Source organism: Acetobacter senegalensis, assembly GCF_001580995.1.
Lineage (GTDB): Bacteria > Pseudomonadota > Alphaproteobacteria > Acetobacterales > Acetobacteraceae > Acetobacter > Acetobacter senegalensis.
The window spans coordinates 1-12361 of sequence record NZ_LHZU01000080.1 but is presented as its reverse complement, the minus strand read 5'-3'; the positions used below and the strand labels follow the sequence as shown (position 1 = coordinate 12361).

The window sequence follows — 12361 nt, the reverse complement described above, 5'->3', positions numbered from 1 at the left end:
AAGAATTTGGAAAGGATATTTGTAAGTGACAGTTAAGTGGTCTGCGGGTGGTCAGAATACAGACTGGTGGAACCGTGATAACTGGGACGATACTTTCGGCGGCCAGTGGATCAACGGTGTCTACGTCAGCCACTATGTTCCGCAAGACATCAATTACGCTTTCGTGCAGCTTGTTGGAACGGAAGAAAATCCTGTCACGGTAGACTATGACGCCAGCAAAAGTCAGGAAGCATCCAATCAGGTCGGTAATCTGGAAATTGGCGATAACGCTACTCTGAACGTTTTTGGCGTTCAGCAAAGCGGGCAGTACGCGTTTAACGTCAACTATCTCACTATTGATCAGGGTGGCGAGCTTGATATCGACACCACCAGTCAGGTTTTTCTGGGCACCAACCCGGTAGTGTATGGTCTTTTAAAAATTTCCAATGCCTCGGTTCTTATAGACAGTCACAGCGTCGTTGGTAATGGCACGGTTATTCTTGATAACGCCAGTCTGGGCAGCACGTCTTCCTATATGGCTCTCGATTGCAACCTGACAACGGTTCTGGAAAACGGATCTACATTATACATCAACAACGCTTCCGCCGGGAAGAAAATAGAAGTTGATGATACCAAAAACTATATTGTTCTTCAGGATTACAACCAGACCGTTACAACAGAGATATCCGGTTATAACGATAACACGGTTATCCGCATTGAAGCGGGCAGTCAGACGCCTCTCTCCGGGTCATGGCAAAGTAATGGAGACGGCACCTATACAATTTTCATCGCGTTTGACAATTATGGGAACGGCATCACATTCACAGATGTTGTTCTGGATAAAGATCCTGTTTTTACCATTGGTGAGTTTAAAATAACTCAGAACAGTGATGGAAGCTGGGATGTAATTGACCCGACCACCACAGATGGAACAGCAGTCACTTTCAGCGCAACAGATGAAGCGATCACCTGTTACCTTGCCGGTAGTATGGTCCGTACTCTCAATGGGGATATTGCTGTAGAAAATATCCAGATTGGGGAAAAGATTGTCGCGTTTGACTGGAAAAACAACAGGGATATCATTCGTCCGGTTGTCTGGGTCGGAAAAGGCCACGTCAAGGTCAATCCCGCCCTGCCGGATGATGAAGCCGGCTGGCCAGTGCGTGTTCTGAAAAATGCCATTGCCGATGGCGTGCCTTGCAAAGACATGCTCATTACCTCCGAACATTGCCTGTTTTTTCAGGACAAGTTCGTGCCGGTGCGTATGTTGGTCAACGGCGTTTCTCTGTTCTACGATAAATCCTTCCCGGTGTATGATTACTACCATGTGGAAACAGAACCACATTCAGTCATCACTGTGGATGGGATGTTGACGGAAAGTTACCTTGATACCGGTAACCGCAGCTCCTTCCGGCAGAATGGCAAGATCGCAATCCTGCGCGGAAAGACGCACAGTTGGGAGCAGGATTCCGCTGCCCCGCTGGACGTTGAGAGATCCTTTGTTGAACCCCTGTTCCAACGTATCAAGGCGCGCGAAAGCATTACAAGCGCCTGTTGCGTTCAAAAGGAGCGTATCATGGAAAGTGACGAATCCGATCTCCATCTGGTGACAGAAAAAGGTGCCTGCATCCGCCCGATCCGTCGGGAAGGACAGTATTATCGCTTCATGCTGCCGCCGGGCATCAAGGCGGTCCGTCTTGTTTCCCGCACAAATCGCCCCTGTGATGTCATCGGCCCCTTTGTTGATGATCGTCGCCCTATGGGGGTTGCGGTGGCGGAGGTGCATCTGCTTGTTCTCAAACATGCATACAAAATCACGGCCCATCTTCAGGCAACAAAACCTGATGGTTGGTACGCAGATATGGGAGAACAGGGCGTGGCATGGACCAATGGAGACGCCATGCTGCCGCTGGGTGATTATCTGACAGAAAGAAAAATGGGCCTGCTGTCCATCAGGCTTCATGCCGCAGGGCCGTATCAGATCAGACCTCAGCCAGAAACTGGCGGTAAGGCACGGATTATCTGATCTTCCGGCCTGTTGCGGTCGCATCGGCACGGGGTGGTGGGGGAGGCGGAAGTCTCGCTGGCCACCCCGTTGCCTGTTTACGTCCTATTTCACGCCTTGCGGCTGAGTATCCGGGCCAGCAGAAAGCTCACCCTCGGCCCGCGCTTCCTGCAGGGCTTTCTGGGTCAGGCGTGCTTCGTTCTTTTTCAGGAACATCGCACTTCCCACCAGCCCAATGGCTGTCAACACACCAATGGCTATGCCCGTGGGGCCGGAAACCTCGGATATCTTCTTGCCCAGCGCGTACGTGCCTAGCGCATACCCGCCAGCCCAGCAGGCACCGCCCAAGGCATTGAACAGCATGAAGCGCGGCCATGCCATTTCACACGCCCCGGCAAGAATGGCCACAAACACCCGCAATAGCGAGATAAAGCGGCCAATAAACACAATGGCGCTGCCATGATGATGGAACAGATACTGCCCCAGAATCAGCCGCTCTTCCGTCAGGCCAATACGTGTGCCGTATTTCCGCAACAGCGGCAGCCCCACCTTGCGCCCGATCAGATACCCGAAATTATCGCCAATCACGGCACCCAGAATGGCTGCCAGCGCCACACCCTCAATCGCCAGATGGTGGGTTTTCAGGCAGTAGAGAGAAGCCGTGATAATGCAGGCTTCAGCCGGCACAGGTATGCCCATGCTTTCCATCATCACCATCAGGGTAACAATGCCATAGCCATAATGCTGAAGCAGATGATCCAGATGATGCAGCAGGGGTCTTGATCCTCACATTCAGGCGCACTTACGCGCGGGGACAATGCATTTGGTGCCCAACCGTGCACCTTCTGAAAACAGGAGCCCTTGGGCGCGGCAGAGCATGAGGGAAGTTGCCTCATCAGAAAAGGCGGGCTGGCGCATGGCTGTGTGTGCGGTTTGTGCATCCGTCACGGCAGGCCACGCAGAATCCTGTTGCCAGTTTTTTACCAGAGGCGTATAGCGCAAAATAAGAACAAAAACGGAACACGCATCTTTCTTCAAGAGGCACTCATGTCCGAAACCCAACATATCGTATTTCAACCGTATTTGTGGAAAAACCACACGCTTCAGCCCGGAACCGCCATTGCCTGCCGCACGGTGGAAGACGGCCAGCGCCGCATGGACAAGGCCCGCGCCGGGCTGCTTAGTCTGGATGGCGCTGTGCTGGTTCGCATGGCGGTGGACGAGGAACTCGGCGATTACGGAGAACCCGAATGCCTCGCCACCATGGGCGATATTCCCGGCATGGAGGATGACATGGCCGCCTGAGCACGCCCGCTCCGCTGTGTTTGATGCCCTTGGTGCGTCTGAAGAACCCCATGCAGGCGTTCTGACCAGCAAAGGCAAACTGCGCTTTCAGTCAGATGACAGGCTTCCCCTGCATCTGGCGCAACCAGCAGCGGCAAAGAACACGACAGTCATATAAGTGAGCGCCAGACCAATACGGACGAATTTTGAAACAGCCACTCAGCCACCGTGCCACAAGGGAACAGAGTGGCTGAGTGTCATATTTACCGGACAGTCATAACGTAGCGCGGGTCTTAGAAAACCTGCCGCAGATGAATGGTGCGGTTGTCCGATGTTTCCAGCACCAGCGTGTTGCCATCTACATGCCAGTGCGTCACGGCTCCTTTAAGATCATTGAAGCTGCGGGAGATCGTGCCGCCTGAGCCAAAGCACGCCATCATGGTGCTTATACCCCCTGCTTTTGCGGCCTGCACGGTGCCTTTCGGGCCAAACGTCAGCCCGCCCACATAGCGGTTGCATCCATCCGAGCCTGATACCTTGCCGGTTGCATTCACATCCAGCGTGGGGGCCACAACTGGCGGTGTGTTCTCATGTCCCGGCTGATCGGTGGTGCGGTCTGCCTCCGTGGGGGCATGGGACCCAGCGGCAATCGGCTTGCCATTCAGGGCTGTCACCACCCAGCGCGTGTCATTCAGCGTGGCCGGACCTTCCGCATCGCCGCCGCACCCTTGCAATGTGTGGCCTTGTACTGTCACGCGCACTTTCTCCATAAAGCGCTGGTTGCTCATGCTGTCCGTGCAGGCGGCGGGCGTCATCACTGCTTTCAGATCCTGCGCTTCATAAATCCGCTCACCAGAATCTGTATGCGCATGCGTGACGGCACGCACCAGTTCCGGGCTGCCGGACTGTTGCAATGTCAACGTGTTCTGCGCCAGCGTCAGATGCCAGGAAGGCTCGTTGCCCGAGGCCTGATACACGGAACTCGCCGCGTGGGACGACGCCACCGGCTTTGCATCCTGCGAGGCACATCCAGCCAACAACCCGGACGCACACAAAGCAGCCCCAGCCAACCCCATGGCGCTGATGGAGCGTACGCCACGCTCCTTCGTGCCACCAGCCCCCCGCCGGACCACGCCCTGTTTGCCAGAAGAAAGCCGGAAAATCCGCATGATCTCAGTCCCGTATCGTGTCTGTTCCATCAAACAAGTGTGCCGCAGAACCCGCCCGCTGTTAAGGAAGAGTTTGAGACGGATTTTTCGTTTTTTGGCTTCATGGAAGGTGGTCATAGCCAATCGGAGAATACAGATATCCTGCAGAAGAGCGTTAAGCGGCGAAGTGTAATCATGCAAACCAGTCGTCACACGAGGCAGGCTGAAAGTCCTTAAGGCTGCCGGGTGCTTGTCTTCAGATTGGCTTTCTTTCGCCTTGCATCTCTTACTGGCCTCATCCTGCTCGTTAATTTCTGACATCAGCGTGCCAGAAAGTGGCTAAAATTTCATTAACAAAATATAAACAAAAAAATAGCACGAATCGTTTGGATTTTAAAAACCTAGCATGTTAGTAAATTCTTAGTCGTCAGAGTTTAATATAACCAAACATAGTTTGGTGGCACCTAAACCGCAGGAACAGCAATGGCCAAGTCATTAACGCTCACCAATCCAGAAACTGGTGATGAAGAAGTTCTCACCCCCAACTCCAGTAATGTCATTGAAATCACGAGTGACTACAACGGTTGGACTGTTACAGGCACTACTACTGCCACAAACGTTTTGATTGATGCTGATACAAGCATTGATATCGGCGGGAATGATTCAAACGTATGGTCCATCGGTCTGGCCAGCACAGGTAACACGACCACCGTTACCGTAAAAGGCACACTGAACCTGACCAGTAACGTTAATCTGCGTTCAGGCTCTTCTGTTGTTGTTGAAGATGGCGGAAAAGTAACGCTGGGTCCGCTGAATATGGCGAGCGGCTCATCCGTTATTGTTAATGACGGTGGCTATCTGGTCCTGAACGGTGTGGGCGCAACCCAGACAGGGATTGCATTCGGCACTGAAGGCGGCACCATTGAAGTCGCTTCCGGCATGTCTCTTTCCATTCTGTCCAAAATTACCGGCATCCAGGTTGGTGACACAATCATTATTGATGGCGTTACAAGTGACGGCATTAATGAAACGGAAGACGGTATTTATACCCTGACGCAGAATGGTACGGAACTTCAGGCCACAGGTCGTTTCCAGCCGGTTCTGGCCAATGGCGTGGAAGGCTTTACCGTTTACACGGATGCTAACGGTAACACTGTTCTGACGGCAGTAGCCTATTCCAACATCTGCTTCCTTGCGGGCAGCATGGTCCGTACCCCTGAAGGCGATGTAGCGGTGGAAACCCTGCGCAGCGGTGATCAGGTTGTTGCTTACGTGGACGGGCAGAATGTCACACGGGACGTGGTCTGGGCCGGTATGGCGCACGCCAAGATCAAGGCGGACATGCCTGATGATGTGGCTGGCTATCCGGTGCGCATTCTCAAAAATGCGATCTCCGAAGGTGTGCCTTACAAGGATATGCTGATCACGGCGGAACATTGCCTGTTCATTGATGGCAAGATGGTTCCTGCCCGTATGCTGGTGAATGGTTCCACCATTTTCTACGATCGCTCCATCACCGACTATGATTACTACCACATTGAAACGGCAGAACATTCTGTTCTGATCGTCGATGGTATGCTGACGGAAAGCTATCTGGATACCGGCAACCGTGCTGCGTTCGTTTCCAATGGCAATGTTGTGTCTCTGGGCCGCGCCAAAAGCTGGGCTGAAGACGCAGCTGCACCGCTGGCAGTCAGCCGTGAAGTTGTGGAACCGATCTTCACTGCACTCGCTCGCCGCGCTTCTTCCGTTGAAGGTCACCGTGATGTCGCGCAGAGCGGTGAAGTCACCACGGCTCATGATCTGCACCTGATCACCAACACGGGCGCAATCATCCGCTCCGTGCGTGAAAAGGCAGGCCGCGTTTCCTTCATGCTGCCTACCGGCGTGAACAGCGTGCGTCTGGTGTCCCGCTCCAACCGCCCCAGCGATGTGATCGGCCCGTTTGTGGATGATCGTCGTCACCTTGGTGTGCTGGTCGGGGAAGTGAGCGTTGTGAATGCGGATGTCACCCATAACGTGACAGCACACACGGACACGGAAAACCTTTCCGGTTGGTATCCTCTGGAAGGTGCTGACTACCGCTGGACCAATGGCGACGCAGAACTGCCGCTGGGCAAGGCTGTTAACGGAATGGGCATGCTGAGCATCCAGATTGTGGCTGCTGGCCCCTATTTCTCTGAACAGAAAGTTGAAGCTCAGTCTGCTCTTCAGGCCTGAACTGTCAAAGATCGTTTCTCCCCTCATCACGGGGGGAGAACGTGACAAAAAAGCCCTCAGGAACCTGTGTCCTGAGGGCTTTTTTTCTGGCTTCGCTCCAGCCTCACCTCATCAGCATCTCGGCCTGCACCACCTGCACGCCTTCGGCTCGCAGCTTGGCTGTCACGTCATCCGGTGGCGTTACGGCGCTGGCGCAGGCATCGGCCACCACGCAGGTTTCAAACCCCAACGCCATGCCGTCCCGTGCCGTGTGGCTCACACATACATCATATGCCAGTCCGCACACAAAAATGCGGGTTACGCCGCGTTCCTGTAAAAACCCTTTCAGGCCCGTGGGGTTCTGTCCAGCGTTGTCGGCAAAGGCGGAATAGCTGTCCACATCCTGCGCCATGCCTTTGCGGAATACCGCCGTAAGGGGCTCTGGCCGCAGCAGGGCGGCCAGTTCCGCGCCCTCCGTGCCTTGCACACAATGCACCGGCCACGGTCCGTTCTGGGCAGGGAAGGAGCAATGATCCTGCGGGTGCCAGTCCTGCGTGGCCACCACGGCCTGAAAGGGCAGGGCGGCCAGCCGGTTCACTACTGGAATAATCCGGTCTCCATTGGCTACGGGCAAGCGGCCGGAGGGCAGAAAATCGTTTTGCAGATCAACAATAATCAGCGCGTCCTGCGGGCCTGCACGCATGGTTCGGTTCCTTGGTTAATGCTGTGACACCCCGCAGGCTACCTGCCCTTGGCCCCAAGGGAAAGATCACGCAGGGCCGGGGCGGAAACGCGGCCATGTTCGGGCTTATGTTGCTGTTTTGCCCCCTGTGGTGTTTATGGAACACACAATACCCCAGAGCAGGAAAGACACACGCAGGACCATGAAGATTCAGGGCTACAATTTCTTCTGTGACATGCCCGAGGATATGCAGTATCTGCGCCGGGAAAGCCCCGATGAACGCTTCATTGAAGAAAACATGATCTTCATCCTGCCTGACAGATTAAGAAAATTCCGGAAAAACCTGTGGCATGTCCGTAAGAACGCCGGGGCAACGCACGTCTATATCCCGCTCTTTCGCGTCAAGACCCTTCTGGCCAGCGAGGCCGCAGCCGGTGCGGTGCCAGAAGGGTATGAAGGCCCGTTTGATGTGTTCCCCTTCTACGCGCATACTTCCAAACGCCGCAGCCGCTCGCTGGATTACTATCTGCTGTTCATCTTTCGGGATAAAACGTCCTTCGTGAAGTGCAAGCTTCTGCTGAACGCTACTGGCGCAGTCTAGAGCGCGCGTTTCAGGCAAACGGGCAAGAAGGGCTCACCCCTTCCATCAGTCCTGCCGCCAGTGGCAGCGCCGGTTCGCGATGCGAGGCGCTGCCTGATCGCAGCCATACGCGGTGCTGGCTCCATGCTGCCTGTGGCAACATGAATGCAAGTCCGGCTTCCGCTGCCGCAATGCGGCTGTTGCGGGCCGCCTGCACTTCTGCTACTGCACCGCCCAGACATCAAGAGTCAGGCCTGTCGCCTGACACCAACCTGCTCCCGGCAAGGTGGTGCCTTCACAAACGTGAAGGGATGTGGCCAGACCGGCAAAAACGGGCATAGTCACACACTCATCTCCTCGCTACCGGAGCCGCACGTCAGAAAGGACCATGAGTGTGAGCCAACAATTTGCAAGTGATAACTACGCCGGAATCTGCCCGGAAGCGTGGCAGGCCATGCAACAGGCCAACGAGGGCTCTCTCACCGCCTATGGCGAGGACGAGTGGACAACCCGCGCCGCCAACGCCTTCCGCACCCTGTTTGAAACAGATTGCGAGGTCTTTTTCGCCTTCAACGGCACCGCTGCAAATTCGCTGGCGCTGGCCGCGTTGTGTCAGTCCTATAACAGCGTGATCTGTTCTTCTTTTGCCCATGTGGAAACGGATGAATGCGGCGCGCCGGAGTTCTTTTCCAACGGCTCCAAGCTGCTGGTCGCCCGCACGGAAAACGCCAAACTCACCCCGCAGGATGTGCGCACTCTTGCCACCTGCCGGACAGATATCCACTACCCCAAGCCGCGCGCCGTCACCATCACCCAGCCTACGGAAACGGGCGAACTCTACACGATAGAGGAAATTAGCGCCCTTTCCGCCACCTGCCGGGAACTGGGCCTGCGCCTGCACATGGATGGCTCCCGCTTCGCCAACGCCTGCGCCGCCCTTGGCTGCACCCCGGCTGACATGACATGGAAAGCAGGCGTGGATGTGCTGTGTTTTGGCGGCACAAAGAACGGCATGGCCGTGGGTGAGGCCATTCTGTTCTTTGACCATGCTTTGGCCGAAGGGTTTGATTACCGCTGCAAGCAGGCCGGGCAACTGGCCTCCAAAATGCGCTTCCTGTCCGCTCCGTGGGTTGGCCTGCTGGAAAGCGGAGCGTGGCTGCGCAATGGTGCGTATGGCAATAGCTGCGCGCTCCGTCTGGCCCATGCCGTGCGTGACGTTCCGGGGCTGGAACTGATGTTTCCGGTGCAGTCCAATGCCGTTTTCCTGCGTGCGCCGGAAAAGGTGTTCATCGCCCTGCAGGAACGCGGCTGGCGCTTTTATACCTTTATTGGCGGCGGCGCGCGTTTCATGTTCGCGTGGGATGCAGACCCCGCCCGTGTGGATGAACTGGCGGCTGATCTTGCTGCCTGTAGTGTATGATCTCAGAGCATTTACTCGCCATCCAGACGTTTTCCATGTCGGCCCTGCCGCGTCTGGATATCGTGGCTACCGGCGTGTTTGCCATCTCCGGCGCATTGCAGGCAGCCCACGCCCGGCAGAATCTCGTCACCTTCGCATTCTTTGCGGCGGTCACAGGCGTGGGCGGCGGCACGGTGCGAGACCTGCTGATAGGCGCACCTGTTTTCTGGATGCACGCTTCCACCCCACTGGCGGTCTGTTTGCTCATGGCCATGCTGGTGTGGTTCACGCCAGCCCATGTCTGGCCCCGTCACGCCATAGACTGGTTTGATGGTATGGGCCTTGCCGCCTATGCTGTTTATGGGGCAGCCAAGGCACAGGCTTACGGCATCCCTTGGGTGCCTGCCGCCATTATGGGCGTGGTCACCGCCTGCATGGGCGGCATTTTCCGCGATGTCCTGGCCAATGTGCCTTCTATCGTCATTCGGCCCGAACTATACGTAACGGCGGCGGCTCTTTCCGCTTGCAGCTATGTGGGGCTGACCGCCTGCGGCCTGCCCATGGTGGCCGCCACCAGTATCGCCTTCGCCGCAGGTTTCCTCCTGCGTGGCGCGGCCATCCGCCACGGCCTGAATCTGCCGACTTACCGGCGGTAGAATACCGGTCAGTAAGCTCCGCTCACATCACTTTTTGCAAGCGTGCGGCGGCCGGGTTCACGGCCGCACACAGTGCGTCTTGCACCGCCTGTTCGGAAAACTGGTCCCGCACAAACTGCCGCCCAGCCTTGGAGGCCGTTTTGTAGAAAGCTTCCCGCTCGTGCGCAGCCCTCTCTTTTACCGCTTCCCCTGTATCCCGTCAGCGTGGCGCGGTGCCAGGCGTGATTTCCGGGGCCAGAGGCGGCTGCTTCTGCACATCCACCTTGGGGAAGCGCACCTTGCCCAGTGCCGCTGCGGTGGTGGGCAGGGCCGTCTTGCCCGTAGCAACGCCGTTTTCACGTAGCAGGAACGCCAGAATATCCGCGTTGTCCTCAGCCGAGAGCGCACCGGGGGAGGACAGGGGCATCGCGCCGGACATATAGGTGAACAGGTCACTCAGTGGCCCATCAGACCAGTTGGCCACAAACCGGCCTTTCAGTGGTGGCGCATCAAACGCACCCCCCAGCGCCGGGCCATGGCAGACCGCGCAGGCTTCCTTGTAGGTTTCCGCCCCCCGGTCCGCCTGTTCGGCGGTATAGCTGGCAGCAGGCAGGCCCGCGGACGAGCCGGATTTAACCCGCGCACCATGCGGGGCAGCCTGTGCGCAACCCATGTTCATGGTCCCGGCTGTCAGTGCGGTAAGGCCCAACACCCCGAATAGGGCAGGGCGCATCTTTTCCATCATGCGCATCAGACGTGCTCCTTACCCATGCGCGCGAACAGATCCTCAAATATCCCGATCGCCTGCTCGGCCTCAGAGCGGTCAGCATGTTCAAAACTGTTGCCTACGCCTACCATTTCTCCAAGCGTATGGCTGAAATCAAGCGCCTGCACCATTACCCCATCGGTTTTGGAAAGCAGGGCCGCTCCTTTATACTCCACGCCATACAGGGCATCAGCCTGCGGCGGTAGCCAGGTGGTCTGCCCCCGCACGGGAATAAGGGTCTTATCCTGCCACCAATCATGCGCCGCATAGCCGGGGCAGTTGATAATCACGTTTTCAGGCAGGCTCTTCAGGTCTCCGGGGTTATGGAACTCACGGATCACAATCTTCCCGCCAGCCTGATAGAATTCAGACAAAAGCAGATGCCCATAGGCCCCAAAGTTGAACATCATCATGTTCGCCCGCCGCGCATGCGCTACAGGAAAGGGGTTGTCCCTCGGGTCAATCTCTTCAGGGTTTGGAATAATATCGCGGATCAGATCGCCATAATCCGCAAATTCGGAGGTGTGCTGCGGCTTGCCCGTGGTGCTGTAATCCCCGGCACCGGGCTGCGGCGGCGGGAAATGCTTCTGGTCAAACGGAATGTCCGAGAGGATGTAATTATCCCGAAAATCAATCGGGTTGCCGGGCAGGCCCAGATAATCCCGATAGGTTTTCCAGCTATAACGGGCCATCTGCTCCCACAGGGCCGGAAAAGCGTCCCCTGCCGGTTTGGTCAGCGCCACGCGGGAATCCGGCGTCCAGCTTCCGTTCGCCCGTACGGAGCGCGTGTGCGGCAGCAGATCCTTGGTATAGATGGTCACATCCATCCCGGCGCGCTGGGCTGTCAGGGCGGAGGTCAGGCCAATCACTCCGCAGCCAATCACGGCAATTTTCTTGTCCAGCGTGGCGGCAGCCTTGCCAACAGCAATATCAGCCGAACCCCAGGAAAGAGACCACCCACTGCCGCCATGGCCGTAATTGTGGATGACCGTCTTATCGCCAATCTTTTCCACATCCAGCCGTGGGCCCATGGGGCGGAAGGGGCGCAGGCAGACCTTGATATCCGCAATCTGGTCCGCATGCACCCGCATGGGTGTCAGGTGCGGCACGGACCCAGCAGGGGCGGTGCGGTTCAGCGCCTGGGCCGCAGCCGGAATGGAGGTCCAGGCAGAGCGTGCGGCCAGCGCACCGAGGGCAAGTGAGCCCGCAAACAGATCTCTTCGTTTCAAGATAGGGGGTCTTTACATCCGAAAGGTTGCACAAACTGGAAGCCGCTCCGGCCACACCGTCTGTTCAGAATTCCCTTATCCTGCGCACAACGCAAGACCCAAAAAGAAGGATTGTTGTCGAATTGGTCAACAAGAAAAAAATTGCGAAAAAACAATGAATAGACGCTGCGAGAAACACGCATCTGTGATACGCTCTTTCATCCGTTCAGCCGACTATCATTCTATTTTGCCCGCAAAATCCGGGCTTCCTTCGCCTGTACGATATGCAGGGGCTCGTTTTCCCCTCTTCAGAACGGCCTGACACCCGCCCTCCCATCCCAGCGGTTGATAACCGGATGCAGAGACCCACAGGGAGAGGACAAATAGTCGGCACAAACAAAAGTCGTGCATCTTCCCCTGCATTGTTTTTCTATCAGCCAAAGCCAAAGCCAAAGCCAAAGCCAAAGCCAAAGCCA

The 12361-nt window shown here is 56.4% G+C and carries 13 protein-coding genes and 1 riboswitch; of the genes, 7 read left to right on the top strand and 6 right to left on the bottom strand.

The window, feature by feature from the left end; genetic code table 11:
• Window positions 1-25: 25 nt before the first annotated feature.
• Window positions 26-2005, top strand: coding sequence for a Hint domain-containing protein (locus AD948_RS01505; RefSeq protein ID WP_061470381.1), 1980 nt, complete (start codon window positions 26-28; stop codon window positions 2003-2005).
• A gap of 84 nt (window positions 2006-2089) precedes the next feature.
• On the opposite strand, the gene AD948_RS01500 is transcribed toward AD948_RS01505, so the two are convergent.
• Window positions 2090-2683 (bottom strand): DedA family protein, encoded by a 594-nt coding sequence (locus AD948_RS01500; protein ID WP_231948370.1) that lies wholly within the window; start codon window positions 2681-2683, stop codon window positions 2090-2092.
• A gap of 348 nt (window positions 2684-3031) precedes the next feature.
• On the opposite strand from AD948_RS01500, the gene AD948_RS01490 reads away from it, so the two are divergent.
• Window positions 3032-3289 carry a hypothetical protein gene (locus tag AD948_RS01490; protein WP_061470379.1) on the top strand — a complete coding sequence of 86 codons (258 nt, stop codon included), beginning with the start codon at window positions 3032-3034 and terminating at the stop codon, window positions 3287-3289.
• Window positions 3273-3446: a hypothetical protein gene (locus tag AD948_RS17995; protein ID WP_156478887.1), complete on the top strand. Its 174-nt coding sequence runs from the start codon at window positions 3273-3275 to the stop codon at window positions 3444-3446. The genes AD948_RS01490 and AD948_RS17995 overlap by 17 nt, the downstream gene beginning before the upstream one ends.
• A gap of 115 nt (window positions 3447-3561) precedes the next feature.
• On the opposite strand, the gene AD948_RS01485 is transcribed toward AD948_RS17995, so the two are convergent.
• On the bottom strand, window positions 3562-4437 hold the full coding sequence (locus tag AD948_RS01485) for an META domain-containing protein (protein ID WP_248845877.1): 876 nt from the start codon (window positions 4435-4437) through the stop codon (window positions 3562-3564).
• A 462-nt stretch (window positions 4438-4899) separates the two neighbouring features.
• Here AD948_RS01485 and AD948_RS01480 point away from each other — a divergent pair, with 462 nt between their 5' ends.
• On the top strand, window positions 4900-6636 hold the full coding sequence (locus AD948_RS01480; protein WP_061470378.1) for a Hint domain-containing protein: 1737 nt from the start codon (window positions 4900-4902) through the stop codon (window positions 6634-6636).
• A 103-nt stretch (window positions 6637-6739) separates the two neighbouring features.
• Here the strand turns inward: AD948_RS01480 and AD948_RS01475 are convergent, their stop codons facing one another.
• Window positions 6740-7318, bottom strand: coding sequence for a nicotinamidase (locus AD948_RS01475; protein WP_061470377.1), 579 nt, complete (start codon window positions 7316-7318; stop codon window positions 6740-6742).
• Window positions 7319-7499: 181 nt separating this feature from the next.
• Between AD948_RS01475 and AD948_RS01470 the strand changes: the two genes are divergently transcribed.
• Window positions 7500-7898, top strand: coding sequence for a hypothetical protein (locus AD948_RS01470; RefSeq protein WP_035378343.1), 399 nt, complete (start codon window positions 7500-7502; stop codon window positions 7896-7898).
• Window positions 7899-7908: 10 nt separating this feature from the next.
• On the opposite strand, the gene AD948_RS01465 is transcribed toward AD948_RS01470, so the two are convergent.
• The gene (locus AD948_RS01465) at window positions 7909-8094 is read right to left on the bottom strand and encodes a hypothetical protein (protein ID WP_061470376.1); all 186 of its coding nucleotides are present in this window, start codon (window positions 8092-8094) and stop codon (window positions 7909-7911) included.
• Between the two features lie 16 nt (window positions 8095-8110).
• Window positions 8111-8220: riboswitch (SAM-I-IV-variant riboswitch) on the top strand.
• 45 nt (window positions 8221-8265) lie between these two features.
• On the opposite strand from AD948_RS01465, the gene AD948_RS01460 reads away from it, so the two are divergent.
• Both AD948_RS01460 and AD948_RS01455 read left to right on the top strand, forming a co-directional pair.
• Window positions 8266-9297, top strand: a complete 1032-nt coding sequence (locus tag AD948_RS01460) for a threonine aldolase family protein (protein WP_035378345.1) — start codon at window positions 8266-8268, stop codon at window positions 9295-9297.
• 35 nt (window positions 9298-9332) lie between these two features.
• Entirely contained in the window at window positions 9333-9932 is a 600-nt protein-coding gene (locus AD948_RS01455; protein ID WP_248845876.1) for a trimeric intracellular cation channel family protein, read from the top strand.
• A 199-nt stretch (window positions 9933-10131) separates the two neighbouring features.
• Here the strand turns inward: AD948_RS01455 and AD948_RS01450 are convergent, their stop codons facing one another.
• A complete protein-coding gene (locus tag AD948_RS01450; RefSeq protein WP_248845875.1) occupies window positions 10132-10656 on the bottom strand; it encodes a c-type cytochrome in 525 nt (174 codons plus the stop codon).
• Between the two features lie 5 nt (window positions 10657-10661).
• Window positions 10662-11906 (bottom strand): FAD-dependent oxidoreductase, encoded by a 1245-nt coding sequence (locus AD948_RS01445; RefSeq protein ID WP_058987305.1) that lies wholly within the window; start codon window positions 11904-11906, stop codon window positions 10662-10664.
• Between the last annotated feature and the right edge of the window lie 455 nt (window positions 11907-12361).